The following is a 16214-nucleotide window of genomic DNA, read 5'->3' on the forward strand; positions in this document are numbered from 1 at the left end:
TTGCATCGAGGCTCAGGTTTCCGTCGTGACGCCGCAGCAGGCCAGGAAGGCCTGCATGCCCGGCGACAGCCGGCGTGCGGGATGCTGCACCAGATACAGGCGCCGCGACAGCGTGCCCAGGCGGGTGTCCAGCACGGTCAATCGCCCCAGCGCCAGCAGGTCCTCCACCGCGCAACGCGACAGGCAGGCCAGTCCCAGGCCCTGGGCCGCCGCCTGCTTGATGGCCTCGGTGCTGCCCAGCCGCAAGGGCCGTTCGAAATGATCCAGTTGCGGCAGCAGGATGCGCTCTGCTGCCTCACCCGTTCCCGAACCGGCCTCCCGCAGCAGCCAGCGCGCCGCGCGTAGCGCCTGCGGCGTGCGCGCGGCGGGGGGCAGGGCGGCCAGGGGGTGGCCCGGCGCGCACACGACCACCAGCTCGTCTTCCTGCCAGGGCGTGACCCGCAGCGTGGGGTCGTGGCACGGGCCCTCGATGAGTCCCAGGTCGATTTCCAGGCGGGCCACGGCCGCTGCCACTTCCCGCGTGTTGCCGATGAACAGGTCCAGCGTGGCTTGCGGCCGGCGTGACAGGAAGTCCGCCATGATCGCCGGCGCCAGGTAGTTGCCGATGGTGGTGCTGGCGCCCAGGCACAGATGCACGGGCTGCTCGCCGGCCGCGCCGCCTGCCGCCGCGCCCGCTTCAAAACTGCGCGTGATGTCGCGCGCCGCCTCCAGCGCCACCAGCGCCCGCGGCAGCAGCGCGCGGCCGGTGTCGTTCAGCGACAGGCGCTTGCCCAGCCGGTCGAACAATTGGGTATCCAGCAGATGCTCGAGTTCGCGCAAGGCGCCGCTGACCGCGGACTGCGACAGCGCGATGCGCTGGCTGGCGGCCGAGGTGCTGCCGGTCTCGGCAATGGCGACGAAGATCTCGAGTTGGCGCAGGGTCAGGTGCATGAGGCAGACAGCTTATCGCTTATTTCGTTAAGCCATAACGATATAACCTGTTTTGCAGATAAGCGAGCGAAAGGCAAAGTGTGGGTCATATCGAACGGCGCGTGTGCTTCCTGGACGTGCGTCGGGTCTTGAATCCTCTCGCCAGCGTCCTCGTCGTGCCTCCCACCTCCGCCCATTCCTCGCCCTTCGCCGCCGCCAGCCTGTCGCGCCAGGTTGCGGGCGCCTGGCCGGGCGGCTGGATTGGCGGGCACGCGCCCGGGGTGCTGCTGGCCACCCTCATCGCGCTGGCCGCCACCAGCCTGGGCAGCCTGCCTGCCTTGCAATCGCGTGGCCTGGGCGCGCTCACGCTGGCCATCCTGTTCGGCATGGCGGCCGGGGCACTGCTGCCGGCCCGCCTGGACGCACGCGCAGCACCTGGCCTGGATCTCACGCGCCAGAAACTGCTGCGCCTGGGCATCATCCTGTACGGCTTGCGGCTGACCTTCCAGGACATTGCCGCCGTGGGCGCCGCCGGCCTCGTGCTCGACGCGCTGGTCGTGGCCAGCACTTTCGGCCTGGCCTGTTGGGCCGGCTTGCGGCTCTTCAAGCTGGAGCGCGGCACCGCGATGCTGATCGGCGCGGGCAGCGCCATCTGTGGGGCCGCGGCCGTGCTCGCCACGCAGCCCGTGGTGAAAGGCCGCGCCGACCAGGTCGCGGTGGCCATTGCGACGGTCGTCGCCTTCGGCACGCTGTCGATGTTCCTCTATCCCGTGGCCTTTGCCTGGCTGCAGCAGGCCTGGCCGGGCCTGGTCGATGCGCGCGGCTACGGCCTCTTCGTGGGCGCCACCCTCCACGAAGTGGCGCAAGTGGTCGTGGCCGGCAGCGCCGCCGGTCCGCAGGCAGCTGACAGCGCCGTCATCGTGAAGATGGTGCGCGTCATGATGCTGGCGCCGTTCCTGATCCTGTTGTCGGCGTGGCTGGCGCGCAAGGATGCGCCGGATGCCGGCGCTGCCCGCAAGGTGGCCGTGCCCTGGTTTGCCGTGGCCTTCGTGGCAATGGCGGGCGTCAATTCCCTGGGCGTGATGCCGGAACCGCTGCGTGCGGCGGGCGCGGCGCTGGGGATGTTCGTGCTGGCCATGGCCATGGCCGCGCTGGGCGCATGCACGCGGGTGGGCGCCATCCGCCGCGCGGGTGCCAGGCCGCTGGCGTTGGCGGCGGGCTTGCTGGTCTGGCTGGTGGCGGGCGGTGCGTTGATGGGCGTGGCGGTGCACGCCTTGCTGGGTTGATCCGCCGGGCAGATCAGGCCTCGCGCACTTCGCTCAACAAATCGGGGTGGCGATCCAGCACCTTCAGCAGTTTGACCAAGGCCAATGGCGGTCTGGTCTTGCCGTTCTCGTAGCGAGAGAACGCATTGACGCCGCCTCCAAAAATCTCGGCGGCTTCCCGCTGATCCAGGCCCAACTTCTTTCTGACGCTGACGATGAAACCCGGGTCGACGATGCCCGCGTTGACCTGCCGATTGAACGCGAGCATCGCCGCACTGACACGTGCTGATTCGACGGTGCCGAGCAGGCTTTGCCCGCAAGCGGGGCAGTAGTCGCCCGTCACGGCCGGAATCGCGATCGTTTCCCCCTTGTAGGTATAGGGAAGATCGCGGGTGTCATGGTTCAGTTCCGCCTGTGCGCAGAGAGGGCATTGCATGGTCACAGTTCCTTGAAGGACACGATGAGCACGTCATCAATGACCGTGAGTTTCAGATAGACCTTACCCATAGCTGTCATCGGTACACGTCTTGCCAGATGCGCTGGTCGGCGTGTGTGGTCATGCTCTTGTGGAAGTCCTGGGGCGTCAGTGCGGTGACCACATTGATCATTCCGCGGAAATCCAGGCCCAGCGCAGCAGCGCCGGCCAGTGCGGAAGCCGTTGTGCGGACATGTCCCCTTTCGACCATCGCCCTGATTGCCGATAACTTGCAATGCGGAGTGCCCTTTTCCATACAAATTAACCTGATAGGTTTAATTTGGCAAGTTGGTTAATGGCTGGGTAATAAAAAGGCCGTTGCCATGATCATGGCAACGGCCTTTGTCTCGGCCTATCAGGGATTCCCGAGATCAGACGCTACGACGCCGACAACGCCTCGATCTGCTCCTGCAGCCCCAGCCAGCTTTCCTCCAGCTCGCCCAGCCGCTTGGCCGACTCGCCGTGCTCGGCCATCACCTTCTGGCGCTCGTCGCGCCGCGCATCCGTATACAGCTCCGGGTCGGCAATGCGGGCGTCCAGTTCCTGCACGCGCTGGCGGCAGGTTTCCATCTCCGCCTCGACCTTGGCCAGCTGTTTCTCCAGCGGCTTGCGCAGCACCGACAGGCGCTGGCGTTCTTCCGCTTCCTGGCGTTTCTGGGCCTTGCGGTCGACGCCCTGTCCGTCGGCCTGCGCGCGGTTCTCGGCGGCCTGTTCACGGCGGTCCTGCGCCGTGCGCTGGGCCAGCCAGTCGCGATAGTCCTCCAGGTCGCCGTCGAACTCGCGCACCGTGCCGTCGGCCACGATCCAGAACGAATCCACCGTGGTGCGCAGCAAGTGCCGGTCGTGCGACACCATCAGCATGCTGCCGCCGAACTCGGCCAGCGCCGTCGCCAGCGCTTCGCGCGTCTCCACGTCCAAGTGGTTGCTGGGTTCGTCCAGCAACAGCAGGTTGGGTTTCTGCCAGACGATGAGCGACAGCGCCAGGCGCGCCTTTTCACCGCCAGACATGGGGCCCACCGGGTCCAGCACGGTATTGCCCGAGAAACCGAAGCCGCCCAGGTAGTTGCGCAGGTCCTGCTCGCGGGCCTCGGGCGCCAGGCGCATGAGGTGCGCCAGCGGCGTGGCCTGCAGGTCCAGCACGTCCAGCTGCTGCTGGGCGAAATAGCCGATTTCCAGTCCGCGGGAAGCTTGGCGCGTGCCGGCCTGGGGCGCCATCTCGCCGGCCAGCACCTTCACCAGCGTGGACTTGCCGGCGCCATTGGCGCCCAGGATGCCGATGCGGCTGCCGCCGCGCACCATCAGCTTCACGTCGCGCAGGATGGCGGTCTGCTCGCCATCCGCACGGGTGTAGCCGGCCTGCATGCCTTCCAGCACCAGCAGCGGATCGGGCATGCTGTCGGGCGAGGGAATGCGGATGTCGATGCCGGCCTCCGCGTGCAGCGGCGCCAGGTTTTCCATGCGGGCCAATGCCTTGACGCGGCTTTGGGCCTGCTTGGCCTTCGAGGCCTTGGCCTTGAAGCGGTCGATGAAGCCTTGCAGCCTTGCGGTTTCGCGGGTCTGGCGATCCCAGGCGGCACGCGACTGGCGCAGGCGCTCGGCGCGCTGCGTGATGAAGTCTTCGTAGCCGCCGCGATAGCGCACCAGCTTGGCCTGGTCGAAATGCAGGATGTGGCGCGCCACCGCGTCCAGGAACTCGGTGTCGTGCGAGATCAGCAGCACCGTGCCTTCATAGGCGCCCAGCCAGCGTTCCAGCCAGAGCATGGCGTCCAGGTCCAGGTGGTTGGTCGGCTCGTCCAGCAGCAGCAGTTCCGAGGGCGCCATCAGCGCGCGCGCCAGGGCAATGCGCATGCGCCAGCCGCCGGAAAAGCTCGTGACGGGCGCCATCCATTCGTGTGGCTTGAAACCCAGGCCGGCCAGCAGTTGTTCGGCGCGCGACGCCGCGCTCCAGGCGCCGGCCTCGGTCAGCAGGGCTTCCAGCTCGCCGATGCGCGTGCCGTCGCCGTCCTCGCCCAGCGCGTCGCGCTCGGCCTGCAGGCTGCGCAGGCGGGTGTCGCCGTCGATGACGAACTCGCGGGCGGGCTGGTCGGTGGCGGCGTATTCCTGCTGCACGCTGGCGATGCGCCAGGAGGCCGGGACGTCCAGCGTGCCGGCGTCCTGGTCCATTTCGTGCTTGAGCAGGGCGAACAGCGTGGACTTGCCCGCGCCGTTCTTGCCGACGATGCCGACGCGTTCGCCGGGATTGATCACGAAGTCCGCGGCGTCCAGCAGCACTTTCGTGCCGCGCCGCAGGGTCAGGCCAGAAGCACGGATCACGACAGCAGTTGCTCGCGGGTCAGGAGCAGGATCGGGTCGCCTTGCGCCTCGGTTTCCAGCCACACGGGCTCCAGCCCGGGAAAGGCCGCGGCGAAGTGCGCGTGTTCGTGGCCGATTTCCAGCACCAGCACGCCGCGCTCGGACAGATAGTCGGGCGCGGCGGCCAGGATGCGCCGCACCAGGTCCATGCCGTCGGTGCCGCCGGCCAGCGCCAGCGACGGCTCGTGACGGAACTCGGCCGGCAGGGCGTCCATGGAGGTGGCGTTCACATAGGGCGGATTGCACACGATCACGTCGTAGGCCGCCTTGGGCAGCGCCGAGAACAGGTCGCTGCGATGCAGCGTCAGGCGCTCCTGCAGGCCGTAGTCTTCCACGTTGCAGCGCGCGACGGCCAGTGCGTCTTCGGACGTGTCCACGGCGTCGACCTGCGCATAGGGAAAGGCCAGCGCGGCCAGGATGGCCAGGCAGCCCGAGCCCGTGCACATGTCCAGCGCACGCGATACGTCGTCCGGATGATCGACCCACGGCGACAGGCCGCTTTCCAGCAGCTCGGCAATGGGAGAACGCGGCACGATGACCCGCTTGTCCACGTAGAAACGATGGCCGCGCAGCCAGGCTTCCTGCGTCAGGTAGGCGGCCGGCACGCGTTCCTGGACGCGGCGGTCGATGACGCTCAGCACGCGCTCCCGCTCGGACGGCAGGATGCGGGCATCCAGGAACGGTTCCAGCGTGTCGGGGGGCAGGTGCAGGGTGTGCAGCGTCAGGTAGACGGCCTCGTCCCAGGCGTTGTCGGTGCCGTGGCCGAAAGCCAGCTTGGCGGCGCTGAAGCGCGTCACGGCATAGCGCAGCAGGTCGCGCAGGGTCAGCAGTTCTTTGCGTTCGGTAGCGGGCATGGGTAAGGGCGTCAGGGCAGGGTACGGAAGGATCAGCGCGGCAGCAGGAGGTTTTCCAGCGTGCGGCGGTAGATGTTCTTCAGGGGTTCCAGGTCGGCCACCTCGATGTTCTCGTTGACCTGGTGGATGGTCGCGTTGCACGGACCGAACTCCACCACCTGCGGACAGATCCTGGCGATGAAGCGGCCGTCCGAGGTGCCGCCCGTGGTGGACAGCTCGGTCGTCACGCCCGTCTCGTCCTGGATGGCCGAAGACAGCGCTTCGCTCAGCGAGCCGCGCGGCGTCAGGAACGGTTCGCCGCCCAGCGTCCAGGCGATGTCGTATTCCAGGCCGTGGCGGTCCAGCGTCTGCGTGACGGCGTCCTTCAGGCCTTCCGGCGTGCTGGCGGTGGAAAAACGGAAATTGAAGTCGATGACCGCTTCGCCCGGCACGACGTTGGTCGCGCCGGTGCCGGCGTGGAAGTTCGAGATCTGGAAGGTCGTCGGCGGGAAATACTCGTTGCCCGCGTCCCACTCGCGCACGGTCAGCTCGGCCAGCGCGGGCACCACCTGGTGCACCGGGTTGCGCGCCAGTTGCGGATAGGCCACGTGGCCCTGGATGCCGCGCACCGTCAGCTTGCCCGACAGCGAACCGCGGCGGCCATTCTTGATCACGTCGCCCAGGGCCTTGCCCGAGGTCGGCTCGCCCACGATGCAGTAGTCCAGCTTTTCACCTCGCGCGAGCAGCGCTTCGCACACCTTCACGGTGCCGTGCACGGCCGGGCCTTCCTCGTCCGAGGTGATGAGCATCGCGATGGAGCCCGCGTGGTCCGGATGCCGGGCCACGAACTCCTCGGCCGCGATCGTGAAGGCGGCGATCGAGCTTTTCATGTCCGCCGCGCCGCGTCCGTACAGGCGACCGTCGCGTTCCGTGGGCGTGAAGGGCGGGCTCGTCCACTTTTCCAGCGGGCCGGTCGGCACCACGTCGGTGTGGCCCGCGAAAACCAGCACCGGCTGCGCCGTGCCGCGGCGCAGCCAGAGATTGGTGACGCCGCCTTCGGCCAGCGTGTCGGCAACGAAACCCGAGGCCGCGAGGCGCTCGGCCAGCGCCGTCTGGCAGCCGGCATCCTCGGGTGTCACGGAAGGTCGGGCGATCAGGTCCTTGACCAGCGCCAGCACGGCGGATTGCGTCATCAGGCCCTCAGCAGATCGTTGATGCTGGTCTTGGCGCGGGTCTGCGCGTCCACGCGCTTGACGATGACGGCGCACGCCAGGCTGTGGCTGCCGTCCTTGGAGGGCAGCGAGCCAGGCACCACGACCGAGCCCGAGGGCACGCGGCCATAGGTGATCGTGCCGCTGGCGCGGTCATAGATCTTCGTGCTTTGCGACAGGTACACGCCCATGGCCAGCACCGAGTTCTCTTCCACGATCACGCCTTCGACCACTTCCGAGCGCGCGCCGATGAAGCAGTTGTCTTCGATGATGGTGGGGTTGGCCTGCAGCGGCTCCAGCACGCCGCCGATGCCCACGCCACCCGACAGGTGGACGTTCTTGCCGATCTGGGCGCACGAACCGACGGTGGCCCAGGTGTCGACCATCGTGCCTTCGTCGACGTAGGCGCCGATGTTCACGTAGGAAGGCATCAGCACGACGTTGCGGCCGATGAAGGCGCCGTGGCGGGCGACGGCGGGCGGCACCACGCGGTAGCCGCCGGTCTTGAACGCGCTTTCGCCGTACTCGGCGAACTTGAGCGGCACCTTGTCGTAGAACTGCAGCGGCGCCTGGCCGACCACGTGGTTGTCCTGCAGGCGGAACGACAGCAGCACGGCCTTCTTGATCCACTGATGGACCACCCAGTCACCGGTGCTCTTGTCGGCCACGCGCAGGCGGCCTTCGTCCAGGGCGTGCAGCGTGTACTCGACGGCTTCGCGCACGGCGGCGTCGCAGGCGGCGGCCGACAGGTCGGCGCGGTTTTCCCAGGCTTGTTCGATGGTGGATTGCAGGTCTAGGGTCATGATGGCTCTGGCGTCTTCAGATGGGTAATCGGAGGGAAATGCGGAATGGGAGTGCGCGGAACAGCAGGCGCGGGAAAAGAGCGATGCGTGGCGGGATGCCGGCGCGGGCGGCAGGGCCGCCCTGGCGCCTAGCGCCGCCGCCGCGCGAAATCAGCGATGCGGTGGGCGGCTTCCAGGCAGTCGGCCAGCGGCGCGACCAGCGCGATGCGGATGCGGCCCGCGCCCGGATTGGCGCCGTGCGCCTCGCGCGCCAGCAGGCTGCCGGGCAGCACGGTCACGCCCGTCTGCGCGTACAGGTCGCGCGTGAAGATCGTATCCGAGCCATGGGTGCCCGCCCACAAATAGAAGGAGGCCTGCGGCCGGCGCACGTCCAGCACCGGTTCCAGCACCGGCAGCACGGCATCGAACTTCGCGCGGTACTGGGCGCGATTGTCCTCGACGTGGCCCTCGTCGTTCCAGGCCGCGATGCTGGCGGCCGTCACGATGGGGCTCATCGCGCTGCCGTGATAGGTGCGGTACAGCAGGAAGCGCGCGATCAGCGCGGCGTCGCCCGCCACGAAACCCGAGCGCAGGCCAGGCACGTTCGAGCGCTTGGACAGGCTTGAGAAGCACACCAGGCCGCGATAATCGTTGCGGCCCAGGCGGCGTGCCGCCTGCAGCGCGCCCAGGGGAGGGGCGTCCTCGTCCAGGTAAATCTCGGAATAGCACTCGTCGGCGGCGATCACGAAACCGTGGCGGTCGGCCAGTTCGAACAGCGTGCGCCACTCGTCCAGCGACATCACGTTGCCGGCCGGGTTGCCGGGCGAGCACACGAACAGCAGTTGGGTCTGCGCCCACACCTCGGCGGGCACGCGGTCCCAGTTGCAGCCGAAGTCGCGCGCCGGGTCGGCATTCACGAAGTAGGGCTGGGCGCCGGCCAGCAGCGCCGCGCCTTCATAGATCTGGTAGAACGGATTGGGGCAGACCACGCGCGCCGGACGGCTGGGGTCGATGACCACCTGCGCGAAGGCGAACAGGGCCTCGCGCGAGCCCAGCACCGGCAGCACCTGCGTTTCCGCGTCGGGCGCGGGCAGGTCGTAGCGGCGCGAGATCCACTGCGAAATGGCCGTGCGCAGGGCAGGGTCGCCTTTGGTGGGCGGATACACCGACAGCCCGTCCAGCGAGGCGGACAGGGCGTCCTTCACCCGCTGCGGGGCAGCGTGCTTGGGCTCGCCGATCTGCAGGCCGATGGGGCGCAAGCCCTCCGGCGGTGTGCCCGCTTCGGCCATGAGGGCACGCAGCTTTTCGAAGGGATAGGGTTGCAGAGCGTCGAGACGTGGGTTCATGGGGCAGAATTCTAACAAGCAAGCTACAATCGCGGATTGCCCATGGACAGCTTTGTCTCTTTGTCCATCGCGCAACGCATCAGGCAGGTTCCCAAGCGAAGGTGGCGAAATTGGTAGACGCACCAGGTTTAGGTCCTGACGCCGTAACAGGTGTGGGGGTTCGAGTCCCCCCCTTCGCACCACCTCTCTGATGCCACAGCCTTGGCGTTACGCCAACAACAGCCAACATCATAGGCGGTTTCGAGTCCCCCGGATTCCGTCAACGTCCTACCGTTTTGACGATTCCCCACTAAATCGCCTACTTTGCTACGCCAGGAATACGCCAAGGATTACGCCAAGGCGTCCGGCACGGGGTAGGGGATGGGCACATTCAGAAAGCGGGGCGATGTCTGGCGGGCAGAGGTCAGCAAGTCCGGCATCCGCGAAAGCAAGACCTTTGGCACCAAGCGCGAGGCCCAGGAGTGGGCGGCCAGGCGCGAATCGGAGATAGCCGGCGTGTCGGTGGCCGGGCTCATTCCCAAGACGCTGCAGGCTGTTTTGGAGCGCTACCGCGACGAGGTGGCTGTCAGCCACAAGGGCAGCCGCTGGGAAGAGGTTCGCCTCAACAAGTTCCTGCGGGACGAACTGACCCTGTGCGCCAAGCACATCCACCAGATCACCCCGGACGAGTTGGCCGAGTGGCGCGACCGCCGCGGCACCGAGGTGAAGCAGGCCAGCGTCCGGCGCGACATTGCGCTGCTGCGCACGGCGTGGCGCTACGCGCGCAAGGAATGGCGCAACGTGAAGGAAGACCCCTGGGCCCAGATTCACATCCCGCCCAAGGGCAAGAACCGAGAGCGCATCTACACCCAAGACGAGATAGGCCGGATTGTTCTGGCCCTGGGCTATGTGCCTGGCCAGCCGCCTCGCGACAAGCGGGCGCAGACCGGCGTGGCGTTCCTGCTGGCCATCGAGACGGCCATGCGATCCGGGGAACTGATCGGGCTGGAGTGGGCGGACGTTGACCTGAAGGCCCGGGTGGCCCGCCTGCATGACACCAAGAACGGCGACCGACGCGAGGTGCCGCTGTCGACGGCGGCTGTCAGGCTGTTCGAGGATATGAAGGGGCTGGACCCGGTGCGCGTCTTCACCCTGACCGATGGCCTGCGGGACGCCTATTTCCGTTCAGGCCGAACCTTGGCCCAGGTTGAGGGCGCCACGTTCCACGACGCGCGCGCCACGGCGCTGACCAGACTATCGAAGAAACTGTCGGTGCTGGAGCTGGCGAGGATGGTGGGGCACCGGGACCCGCGCAGCCTGATGATCTATTACCGCGAGAGCGCGGCAGACATCGCCAAGAAGCTGGACTAGGCCCGGCGCGCGGGCTTGGCTTGGCGCTGCTGCTCGATCCATTCCTCGATGTCGTCTTCCTTCCAGCGCCGTGCGCCGCCGAATGTGTACGCGGCAGGGAATCCGGGCCGGTGGGTGAGCCGGTCCCGAACGTGATCGGCGTTCAGGTTCAGCTTGCGGGCGATGTCTTGGTGGGTAATGAATTGGCCTTCCATGCCGGGCCTCCATGCTTTCCTGGTTGTCTCGATGATGCGTTGGGTGTGGGTCATGCTGCGGGTTTGGTTGATGACTGGGACTCTTTTTCTTTCCTTAGAATCTGGTCGGTCGCAACCTCCAGGATCGCCGCAAAGAAATAGAGCGCTGCGAGAACGCCGGAGGCAGCAAAGTACTGCCAGCCATTCGCGGATCCGGTGAGCATGTGGGATAAGGCCCCGATGCCAAATCCTGCCGGGATCAAGCGAACGATCAAGCAGGAGAAATTCAGCGTCATTGCAAATTTCTTCATGCTTTCCCCTTCGGCAGGTCGGCCACTTTCGCCATGACCCGCAGGTGGATGGTGGTGCCGAGTTCGGCGGACATGACCCGTTCCAGCGCGTCGATGATCGCGGCGAACGAGTCGACGGTGGGGCAGCTGCGCTGGGTCAGGTCGTGGACGGCCTGCAAGAGCAGGCGCTTGGCGAGGATTTCAGCCATTGCGGGCCTCCAGCTCAGCCACGCGGGCGGCCAGGCGGTCCCGCTCCTCGCGCAGCTCGCGAATGGCCTCGTCAGCATCCACCCCGATGCGGACAGCGGCCTGGATAGCCTCCTGATGCCCGCACCGGTAGGCGTCGATGGCACTGCGCTGGATGCCCGGCAGGCCTCGCGGGATGCCGGCGATTCGGTCAGCGATTGACATTGCTCTCTCCCTCCTGCTTCTGGCGTGGGCCAACGATGATGGTGTTCCCATCGCAGTAGAAGGCGACATCCTCGCCAGCAGCGCGCCGGCGCTCGGCTTCTTCCAGCGCACGGGCGGCTGCCGTCTGGTCGCCCAGGATGCGCACGGTGTGGCGGAGCATGAATTCCTGGATTGGCCGCATCATTCCTCCTTGGCGCGCTGGGCGTCGGCGGGCACAAGCATCCACGTCACGGGCTCGCTATGGACGTAGGGCCATACCCATGCGCCATTCCCGTTATAGGCTGCCTGCAACCAGTAGCCATCGGCGATCCGGTGATCCCCTTTGCCGCGCAACAGGATTGTGCTGCCATCCCTCGGCGCCGTCTCGATAGGCTGCCACTGCTGCCGCCCCTCCCGATCAGCGAGAACGGCGGCGCGCACCTGATCGGCGGTATACAGCGCCGATGGCCCCCGGGTCTTGGGCACCACGTCGATGGCTGTCTGGGCATCGGCGGGGCTGGAGTAAATCCCATACAGAGCCGCGCCGTGGAACACAGCCCACAAGTCGCTTTCGGGCAGTTGAATGTCTTTGATCATTTGTAGTTCACTCCCTTTACGATCCGCAGGACGACGCGTTGGGTGACGCCATATCTCTTTGCTAGCGCTCTCTGGCTGTGGTCCCTGTTGTTGGGGATGTAGGCGGCTCGGATGGCCTCTGCTTCTTGGTTGCTGAGCTTCCGCCGTTCCGATATCGCGTTGCGCCCCTTGGCAGCCCGGTCTCGGTTGTTGTCGCCTTTCGTGCCTAGCAGCAAATGGTCCGGGTTGTGGCAGCACGGGTTGTCGCACTTGTGCATGACGACGAGGCCCTTGATGTCATCAAGGAAAAGCCCGTTTGCTCTGACATATGCCAGCCGGTGAGCACCGACGGAGCGGCCGCCCGCCTGAACGCGCCCATAGCCGCAGTCGTCTCGGCGCCCGGTCCATTCAATGCAAGGGCTGCTCATGCTTCGCCTCCCTTGCTCTCCTGGCGCGCGGCGTCGAGCACTTCCACCGTGAGACGGACGCGCTTCCCTTCGTTCGCGTTTAGGTCTGTGGCATGGCGCATCACCAGCACATTCGCGCCGTTGCCGAAGTGCTCGGGATACCCGGTTTCCCAGGCGTCCCAATGCACGCCACGGCTGAAAATGTGCCCTCCACCCTGCGGGCAGCAGACGCAAACCTGTTCCGCAGGGTCGGAGCGCTTGAAATGCACCACGCCCTCGATACTGAATTGGTGCGCCACTGCGTCCTGCGCCTGCCCGCTGGCCTGGGCGGCGAGTCCCAGGTCAAATGCCTGTTGCAATGCCGCCTCCAGTTGGGTCCGAAAAGGCTCGTCGTCATCACCTGCGGGCTCGTGGTCGGCCACGAATTTCTCGATGGCGGTAGGCGCTTTCGCAAGCAGCGCATCGGAATACGGAGGAAGTGGCGGCAGAACTCCACATTTCTCGGTGGGCCGGGCCTGGGCGGCAACGGGGGAGAGATAGACACGGTATTCGCCGTCCGGAAGCCTGTTGCAGGACAGCACACGCGGCATCTCGTTCTCGCGTCCGGGCGTGGCACGCTCGTAGCGCAGCACGGCCAACGGCTCCGCGCTCGCGGCAGGCTGCGCCATTTCGTCATTGGGGGCGGGCAGATCAAAATCCGCCGTAGCGGGGCCGTTGCGCCCTGCGAACTTCTCGGCCATGCGAGCGCGTTGCTCGGCCTCGATCTGTTCACGACTGCCAGCGGCAGGCTGCGCACCGTGGCGGGCCAGCGGGATGCAAAACGAGGCTTTCGTGATGTCGTGCATGCCCTCGCGGGATTTCGCGTTGCAGGTGCGACCGTCTTCGGTCATCCAGGCAACTACGTCATCGCTCGGCGCGGCCTGCTCCTGCCGCTCCCGCTCAGCTTGCGCGCCGCCCAGATACGCCACGGTCAGGTCGTCACTGTGTTGCGTCAAGCACTCCAAGATGTGCAGGCATTGCGACTCGCTGACGGACTCCAAATCCTTGCGGATGATGCCGGAGTTCTGGCCGGCTTTGACGATGGCGTGCATCAGTGCATCGCGGCTGGCTGCTGCGTCGGTGTAGGGGTTGCTCATTTGGCATCGCCTCCATTGGTAGATTTGAGGGCGCGGATGGCGTCGGCTGCTGCTTTGGCGTCTTTCGCTTGATCGTGAGCGAATTCCGTCCAGTCGCTGCGTTCGTTGTTCGGATGCAGACGCAGATAGGCCGCCTGCGCCGCCTCTTCCAGCGCAGCATCCCGCACTGCCTGCTGGTCGAGCGCTGCCGGGGGAGTGGGGGAGATGACGCCAAGCGGTTCCACCCTTCGGCCATGCTCGCGCATGATGGCGGCGATATCAGCGCTCGTCGTTATGGTCCAGGAATTCGATTCTTCGTTGAGGTGCCTCCACGCCACTGCTTGCAGGCCGTCCGTTGCCGGTGCGCTGGCCTGGGCCTGGAGGGAGGATTGGGATTCAGGGGTGGGGGTGGTCATGCTGCTTTCCTTTTCTCAGTGGTGCAGCGGCGAGCCAGCTCAACGAGCCAGCGGGCCAGATCGGGGGGGGTATGCTCGCGCTCGGCCTTGGTCACGATGGGGAGGGTGCGGGGCACGCCGCGCTGCGGCTTGATGACGCCGGTGGGTTCGCCGCGGGGCGGCATGCCGGGCAGGTCGTCCGGGTGGACGCCGACGATGTACAGCCATGTGAGCTTTTCGGCCTTGTGACCCCAGTCGCACTGCCGGATCTGCGCCGTCCAGCCGCCGAACGCATCAGGCGAACGACCGGGCAGGGGCAGGCCCATGTGAGCCCACAGCGTCGACTCGGCAGGGTGTTCCAGAACGCCTCCGAGCTGGCGCACATGGCCGACTGCATCGACCGCCAACTGCCGCTCGGCCACTGGATCGGCAGCCTTGGCGAACTGTCGCAGCTTCGCCCACAGCCTGCACGGGGGATGCGCCACCACCGGCATGCCGCCGGGGAACGTCCTGGCGTCGCGGTCGATGTCGTACACGTCGCAGTCGGGCAGAGTCTTGTAGATGCTGTCCTGGCGCGCGAAGAGAACCGCGACCGTGCTCACGCTTCCCTCTGTTCGGTTTGGGTGGAGAGGGCGGCGCGGGCGATCTCCATGAGTTCGATGACACGAGTGCCCGCAGGCCATTCTGGGGACGCGATTTCCTCCAGCGCCTCCCTCAGCCGCGCCACCTCCGCGTCCTTGCGCTCCAGGGCGTCGAGCAGGGCGGTCAGGGTGACGGGGTTGGAGGCCGCGATGTATGCCGCATTCCAGGCCTGGATGTTGTTCAGCTTCTCGGTGGGGAACTGCACCCATTGTTCGTAGGCGATCAAGCCCTGCTTGACATCGGCGTTACCAGTGCTGAAGAACGGCCATTCGCGTTTCTCGCCACGCATTTGGGTGCCGACATCGGCGTAGATTTCCAGGCCTGCGCCGCGCGAGTCTTTGGCGACCCACGGCCCCGGCGTTGCCTTCGCGATCAGCTCGCGCAGCTTGGCTGTATCAACGGTCATGGCTTGACTCCTGGGTGCGGGCGCGGAGAAACGGACCGAGCATCCGCGCGCTCTCGCCCCACGTCGTGTAGTGTTCTGGTGCATCGTGGCGGTCATGCACGATCAGCGGGAATCTTCGGTCGGGGTGGCGCATTCGCAGAACCTCGTAGTCGCCCTTGGTCGGCTCTGCCGTCCAGCCGCGACCCTCGCAAAACGTCTGGAACGCGGCCAGACGGGTCTTGTGCAGCGTGCAGCGGCTACGCATCGCTTGCTCCCTCCGTATGGCGGGCGGTGGCGGCGGCGAGCTTGTTGCGAAGCTTGGTGATCTGGCCCTTGAGCGAGCGGATGTTGAAGTCTTTCTGTTCGAACTGGCCGCGCCAGTAGTTGGCGGACCGTTCGAAATCGTCGCGCTGACGGATCAGTTCGGTGTGACGCTGCGCCATCTTCTCCGTGGCGTCTGCGATGCGCTGCAGGCTCCCGGCGTTGATAGCCTCCAAGGAAATCTCGTCGTGGTTCCATTCCTTGCGGCTCATCTTCTTGATGTTCTCGCCCATGTCAGGCTCCTTGAGTGGTAGCGCGGTTCGACCGCCGCGCAAGGTAGATGCAGAGCCGAGCGCGGCGAATGCACTCGGCGCGGGTGTAGGGGATGCTGCCCAGCACAGCGGCTGTCGAATAGCCGGCGGGCGTTGCCCGGCCTTCCATTGCCATTGCGCACTCACGCCAGTGGCGCGCGGATGCTAGCCAGTCGACCGCGGTTAACGGGGAGCGCATGTGTCTGCCCCTTTGGTCGAAGCGGCCCGGGCCTGCCGCGCCAGCGCCACGGCGGTCTTCTCAGCCGCCCAAAGCGTTGCCACGTCGAACAGGCCCAGGATGGTGTCGATGACGCTGCAGGTGTGGGCGAGCGTCGCCAGTTGTTGATCGGTGAGTGCGGCGGGCGCCGTGTAGTCCTGAAGGCACAGCGCGCCCGCCAGCAGGTGGGCCCGCTCTTCCGCAAACCGCGCGTCGTTCTCGATGGCGACCGACACCGTGTTGAACGTCGCGGCCAGGTCGGTGCGTGCGTCGTCGTGCGGTGCCGTGCGCAGCACAAACAGCGCGAGATGCATGTCATCGCTGATCTGCTGCTTGAGCGGGCGCATCATCGGCACTCGCACGATGGTCTGGCGCTGCCTGTGGCGCGGTTTGCGGGAGGCGGGCATGGCGTCAGGCGTCCAGCAGGTTGCCCTGCTTCTCGGCGGCGGGCGTCACGCTGTGTGCCAGGGTGGCGGTTTGCTCTTGCAGGCTGAACATGCGGGATGCTCCAGGTGGTTGGGAGGCTGGG

At 66.6% G+C, this 16214-nt stretch carries 23 protein-coding genes, 1 tRNA gene and 1 pseudogene; 3 read left to right on the top strand and 22 right to left on the bottom strand.

Going from position 1 to position 16214, the window contains the following annotated elements; all coding sequences use genetic code 11:
- Nucleotides 1-12: 12 nt before the first annotated feature.
- Nucleotides 13-930, bottom strand: a complete 918-nt coding sequence (locus ODI_RS09195) for a LysR family transcriptional regulator (protein ID WP_067752952.1) — start codon at nucleotides 928-930, stop codon at nucleotides 13-15.
- A gap of 200 nt (nucleotides 931-1130) precedes the next feature.
- On the opposite strand from ODI_RS09195, the gene ODI_RS09200 reads away from it, so the two are divergent.
- Complete coding sequence (locus ODI_RS09200) at nucleotides 1131-2195, top strand: YeiH family protein (protein WP_408635942.1); 1065 nt, start codon at nucleotides 1131-1133, stop codon at nucleotides 2193-2195.
- 13 nt (nucleotides 2196-2208) lie between these two features.
- Here the strand turns inward: ODI_RS09200 and ODI_RS09205 are convergent, their stop codons facing one another.
- The 7 genes and pseudogenes from ODI_RS09205 to dapC form a co-directional block, all read right to left on the bottom strand.
- Nucleotides 2209-2610 carry a type II toxin-antitoxin system MqsA family antitoxin gene (locus ODI_RS09205; protein ID WP_067752954.1) on the bottom strand — a complete coding sequence of 134 codons (402 nt, stop codon included), beginning with the start codon at nucleotides 2608-2610 and terminating at the stop codon, nucleotides 2209-2211.
- A gap of 2 nt (nucleotides 2611-2612) precedes the next feature.
- A pseudogene (locus ODI_RS09210) lies at nucleotides 2613-2905 on the bottom strand (type II toxin-antitoxin system MqsR family toxin).
- A gap of 122 nt (nucleotides 2906-3027) precedes the next feature.
- Complete coding sequence (locus ODI_RS09215) at nucleotides 3028-4962, bottom strand: ATP-binding cassette domain-containing protein (protein ID WP_098020882.1); 1935 nt, start codon at nucleotides 4960-4962, stop codon at nucleotides 3028-3030.
- Nucleotides 4959-5855 carry a 50S ribosomal protein L3 N(5)-glutamine methyltransferase gene (gene prmB, locus ODI_RS09220; protein ID WP_067752956.1) on the bottom strand — a complete coding sequence of 299 codons (897 nt, stop codon included), beginning with the start codon at nucleotides 5853-5855 and terminating at the stop codon, nucleotides 4959-4961. Before prmB ends, ODI_RS09215 begins: the two co-directional genes overlap by 4 nt.
- A gap of 32 nt (nucleotides 5856-5887) precedes the next feature.
- The gene (gene dapE, locus ODI_RS09225; RefSeq protein ID WP_067752958.1) at nucleotides 5888-7027 is read right to left on the bottom strand and encodes a succinyl-diaminopimelate desuccinylase; all 1140 of its coding nucleotides are present in this window, start codon (nucleotides 7025-7027) and stop codon (nucleotides 5888-5890) included.
- Nucleotides 7027-7848: a 2,3,4,5-tetrahydropyridine-2,6-dicarboxylate N-succinyltransferase gene (gene dapD / locus ODI_RS09230; RefSeq protein WP_067752960.1), complete on the bottom strand. Its 822-nt coding sequence runs from the start codon at nucleotides 7846-7848 to the stop codon at nucleotides 7027-7029. The genes dapE and dapD overlap by 1 nt, the downstream gene beginning before the upstream one ends.
- Before the next feature lie 128 nt (nucleotides 7849-7976).
- On the bottom strand, nucleotides 7977-9173 hold the full coding sequence (dapC, locus tag ODI_RS09235; protein ID WP_067752963.1) for a succinyldiaminopimelate transaminase: 1197 nt from the start codon (nucleotides 9171-9173) through the stop codon (nucleotides 7977-7979).
- Between the two features lie 95 nt (nucleotides 9174-9268).
- Between dapC and ODI_RS09240 the strand changes: the two genes are divergently transcribed.
- Together ODI_RS09240 and ODI_RS09245 are read left to right on the top strand one after the other, a co-directional pair.
- Nucleotides 9269-9355, top strand: a tRNA-Leu gene (locus ODI_RS09240).
- A 178-nt stretch (nucleotides 9356-9533) separates the two neighbouring features.
- Nucleotides 9534-10523, top strand: coding sequence for a tyrosine-type recombinase/integrase (locus ODI_RS09245; RefSeq protein WP_067752966.1), 990 nt, complete (start codon nucleotides 9534-9536; stop codon nucleotides 10521-10523).
- Here ODI_RS09245 and ODI_RS09250 read toward each other — a convergent pair.
- From ODI_RS09250 to ODI_RS09310, 14 genes are all read right to left on the bottom strand, one after another.
- Nucleotides 10520-10771 (bottom strand): helix-turn-helix transcriptional regulator, encoded by a 252-nt coding sequence (locus tag ODI_RS09250; RefSeq protein WP_231968225.1) that lies wholly within the window; start codon nucleotides 10769-10771, stop codon nucleotides 10520-10522. The two genes, ODI_RS09245 and ODI_RS09250, sit on opposite strands and share 4 nt — an antisense overlap.
- Nucleotides 10768-11007 (bottom strand): hypothetical protein, encoded by a 240-nt coding sequence (locus ODI_RS09255; protein ID WP_067752972.1) that lies wholly within the window; start codon nucleotides 11005-11007, stop codon nucleotides 10768-10770. The genes ODI_RS09250 and ODI_RS09255 overlap by 4 nt, the downstream gene beginning before the upstream one ends.
- Nucleotides 11004-11195, bottom strand: coding sequence for a hypothetical protein (locus ODI_RS09260; RefSeq protein WP_067752975.1), 192 nt, complete (start codon nucleotides 11193-11195; stop codon nucleotides 11004-11006). The genes ODI_RS09255 and ODI_RS09260 overlap by 4 nt, the downstream gene beginning before the upstream one ends.
- Nucleotides 11188-11397 (bottom strand): hypothetical protein, encoded by a 210-nt coding sequence (locus ODI_RS09265; RefSeq protein ID WP_067752978.1) that lies wholly within the window; start codon nucleotides 11395-11397, stop codon nucleotides 11188-11190. The genes ODI_RS09260 and ODI_RS09265 overlap by 8 nt, the downstream gene beginning before the upstream one ends.
- Nucleotides 11384-11557 carry a hypothetical protein gene (locus tag ODI_RS09270; protein ID WP_157929740.1) on the bottom strand — a complete coding sequence of 58 codons (174 nt, stop codon included), beginning with the start codon at nucleotides 11555-11557 and terminating at the stop codon, nucleotides 11384-11386. The genes ODI_RS09265 and ODI_RS09270 overlap by 14 nt, the downstream gene beginning before the upstream one ends.
- A gap of 20 nt (nucleotides 11558-11577) precedes the next feature.
- Nucleotides 11578-11973 carry a hypothetical protein gene (locus tag ODI_RS09275; protein ID WP_098020853.1) on the bottom strand — a complete coding sequence of 132 codons (396 nt, stop codon included), beginning with the start codon at nucleotides 11971-11973 and terminating at the stop codon, nucleotides 11578-11580.
- Nucleotides 11970-12380, bottom strand: a complete 411-nt coding sequence (locus ODI_RS09280) for an HNH endonuclease signature motif containing protein (protein ID WP_098020854.1) — start codon at nucleotides 12378-12380, stop codon at nucleotides 11970-11972. The genes ODI_RS09275 and ODI_RS09280 overlap by 4 nt, the downstream gene beginning before the upstream one ends.
- Complete coding sequence (locus tag ODI_RS09285) at nucleotides 12377-13495, bottom strand: hypothetical protein (protein WP_098020884.1); 1119 nt, start codon at nucleotides 13493-13495, stop codon at nucleotides 12377-12379. The genes ODI_RS09280 and ODI_RS09285 overlap by 4 nt, the downstream gene beginning before the upstream one ends.
- Nucleotides 13492-13890, bottom strand: coding sequence for a hypothetical protein (locus tag ODI_RS09290; RefSeq protein WP_067753013.1), 399 nt, complete (start codon nucleotides 13888-13890; stop codon nucleotides 13492-13494). Before ODI_RS09290 ends, ODI_RS09285 begins: the two co-directional genes overlap by 4 nt.
- Nucleotides 13887-14471: a hypothetical protein gene (locus ODI_RS09295; RefSeq protein ID WP_197707140.1), complete on the bottom strand. Its 585-nt coding sequence runs from the start codon at nucleotides 14469-14471 to the stop codon at nucleotides 13887-13889. Before ODI_RS09295 ends, ODI_RS09290 begins: the two co-directional genes overlap by 4 nt.
- Nucleotides 14468-14917 carry an ead/Ea22-like family protein gene (locus ODI_RS09300; protein WP_067753016.1) on the bottom strand — a complete coding sequence of 150 codons (450 nt, stop codon included), beginning with the start codon at nucleotides 14915-14917 and terminating at the stop codon, nucleotides 14468-14470. Before ODI_RS09300 ends, ODI_RS09295 begins: the two co-directional genes overlap by 4 nt.
- Nucleotides 14907-15161 carry a hypothetical protein gene (locus ODI_RS22265; RefSeq protein ID WP_067753019.1) on the bottom strand — a complete coding sequence of 85 codons (255 nt, stop codon included), beginning with the start codon at nucleotides 15159-15161 and terminating at the stop codon, nucleotides 14907-14909. Before ODI_RS22265 ends, ODI_RS09300 begins: the two co-directional genes overlap by 11 nt.
- A complete protein-coding gene (locus ODI_RS09305) occupies nucleotides 15154-15450 on the bottom strand; it encodes a hypothetical protein (protein ID WP_067753022.1) in 297 nt (98 codons plus the stop codon). The genes ODI_RS22265 and ODI_RS09305 overlap by 8 nt, the downstream gene beginning before the upstream one ends.
- 201 nt (nucleotides 15451-15651) lie before the next feature.
- Nucleotides 15652-16092 carry a hypothetical protein gene (locus ODI_RS09310; RefSeq protein ID WP_067753024.1) on the bottom strand — a complete coding sequence of 147 codons (441 nt, stop codon included), beginning with the start codon at nucleotides 16090-16092 and terminating at the stop codon, nucleotides 15652-15654.
- Nucleotides 16093-16214 lie beyond the last annotated feature (122 nt).

The sequence above is a fragment of the Orrella dioscoreae genome, from assembly GCF_900089455.2.
Lineage (GTDB): Bacteria > Pseudomonadota > Gammaproteobacteria > Burkholderiales > Burkholderiaceae_B > Orrella > Orrella dioscoreae.

Bases quoted from the DNA above. Each gene is read 5' to 3' on its own strand.
- ODI_RS09195 (WP_067752952.1), bottom strand. From the start codon at position 930: ATGCACCTGACCCTGCGCCAACTCGAGATCTTCGTCGCCATTGCCGAG.
- ODI_RS09205 (WP_067752954.1), bottom strand. From the start codon at position 2,610: ATGCAATGCCCTCTCTGCGCACAGGCGGAACTGAACCATGACACCCGC.
- prmB (WP_067752956.1), bottom strand. From the start codon at position 5,855: ATGCCCGCTACCGAACGCAAAGAACTGCTGACCCTGCGCGACCTGCTG.
- dapE (WP_067752958.1), bottom strand. From the start codon at position 7,027: ATGACGCAATCCGCCGTGCTGGCGCTGGTCAAGGACCTGATCGCCCGA.
- dapD (WP_067752960.1), bottom strand. From the start codon at position 7,848: ATGACCCTAGACCTGCAATCCACCATCGAACAAGCCTGGGAAAACCGC.
- dapC (WP_067752963.1), bottom strand. From the start codon at position 9,173: ATGAACCCACGTCTCGACGCTCTGCAACCCTATCCCTTCGAAAAGCTG.
- ODI_RS09245 (WP_067752966.1), top strand. From the start codon at position 9,534: ATGGGCACATTCAGAAAGCGGGGCGATGTCTGGCGGGCAGAGGTCAGC.
- ODI_RS09250 (WP_231968225.1), bottom strand. From the start codon at position 10,771: ATGACCCACACCCAACGCATCATCGAGACAACCAGGAAAGCATGGAGG.
- ODI_RS09255 (WP_067752972.1), bottom strand. From the start codon at position 11,007: ATGAAGAAATTTGCAATGACGCTGAATTTCTCCTGCTTGATCGTTCGC.
- ODI_RS09260 (WP_067752975.1), bottom strand. From the start codon at position 11,195: ATGGCTGAAATCCTCGCCAAGCGCCTGCTCTTGCAGGCCGTCCACGAC.
- ODI_RS09265 (WP_067752978.1), bottom strand. From the start codon at position 11,397: ATGTCAATCGCTGACCGAATCGCCGGCATCCCGCGAGGCCTGCCGGGC.
- ODI_RS09270 (WP_157929740.1), bottom strand. From the start codon at position 11,557: ATGCTCCGCCACACCGTGCGCATCCTGGGCGACCAGACGGCAGCCGCC.
- ODI_RS09275 (WP_098020853.1), bottom strand. From the start codon at position 11,973: ATGATCAAAGACATTCAACTGCCCGAAAGCGACTTGTGGGCTGTGTTC.
- ODI_RS09280 (WP_098020854.1), bottom strand. From the start codon at position 12,380: ATGAGCAGCCCTTGCATTGAATGGACCGGGCGCCGAGACGACTGCGGC.
- ODI_RS09285 (WP_098020884.1), bottom strand. From the start codon at position 13,495: ATGAGCAACCCCTACACCGACGCAGCAGCCAGCCGCGATGCACTGATG.
- ODI_RS09290 (WP_067753013.1), bottom strand. From the start codon at position 13,890: ATGACCACCCCCACCCCTGAATCCCAATCCTCCCTCCAGGCCCAGGCC.
- ODI_RS09300 (WP_067753016.1), bottom strand. From the start codon at position 14,917: ATGACCGTTGATACAGCCAAGCTGCGCGAGCTGATCGCGAAGGCAACG.
- ODI_RS22265 (WP_067753019.1), bottom strand. From the start codon at position 15,161: ATGCGTAGCCGCTGCACGCTGCACAAGACCCGTCTGGCCGCGTTCCAG.
- ODI_RS09305 (WP_067753022.1), bottom strand. From the start codon at position 15,450: ATGGGCGAGAACATCAAGAAGATGAGCCGCAAGGAATGGAACCACGAC.
- ODI_RS09310 (WP_067753024.1), bottom strand. From the start codon at position 16,092: ATGCCCGCCTCCCGCAAACCGCGCCACAGGCAGCGCCAGACCATCGTG.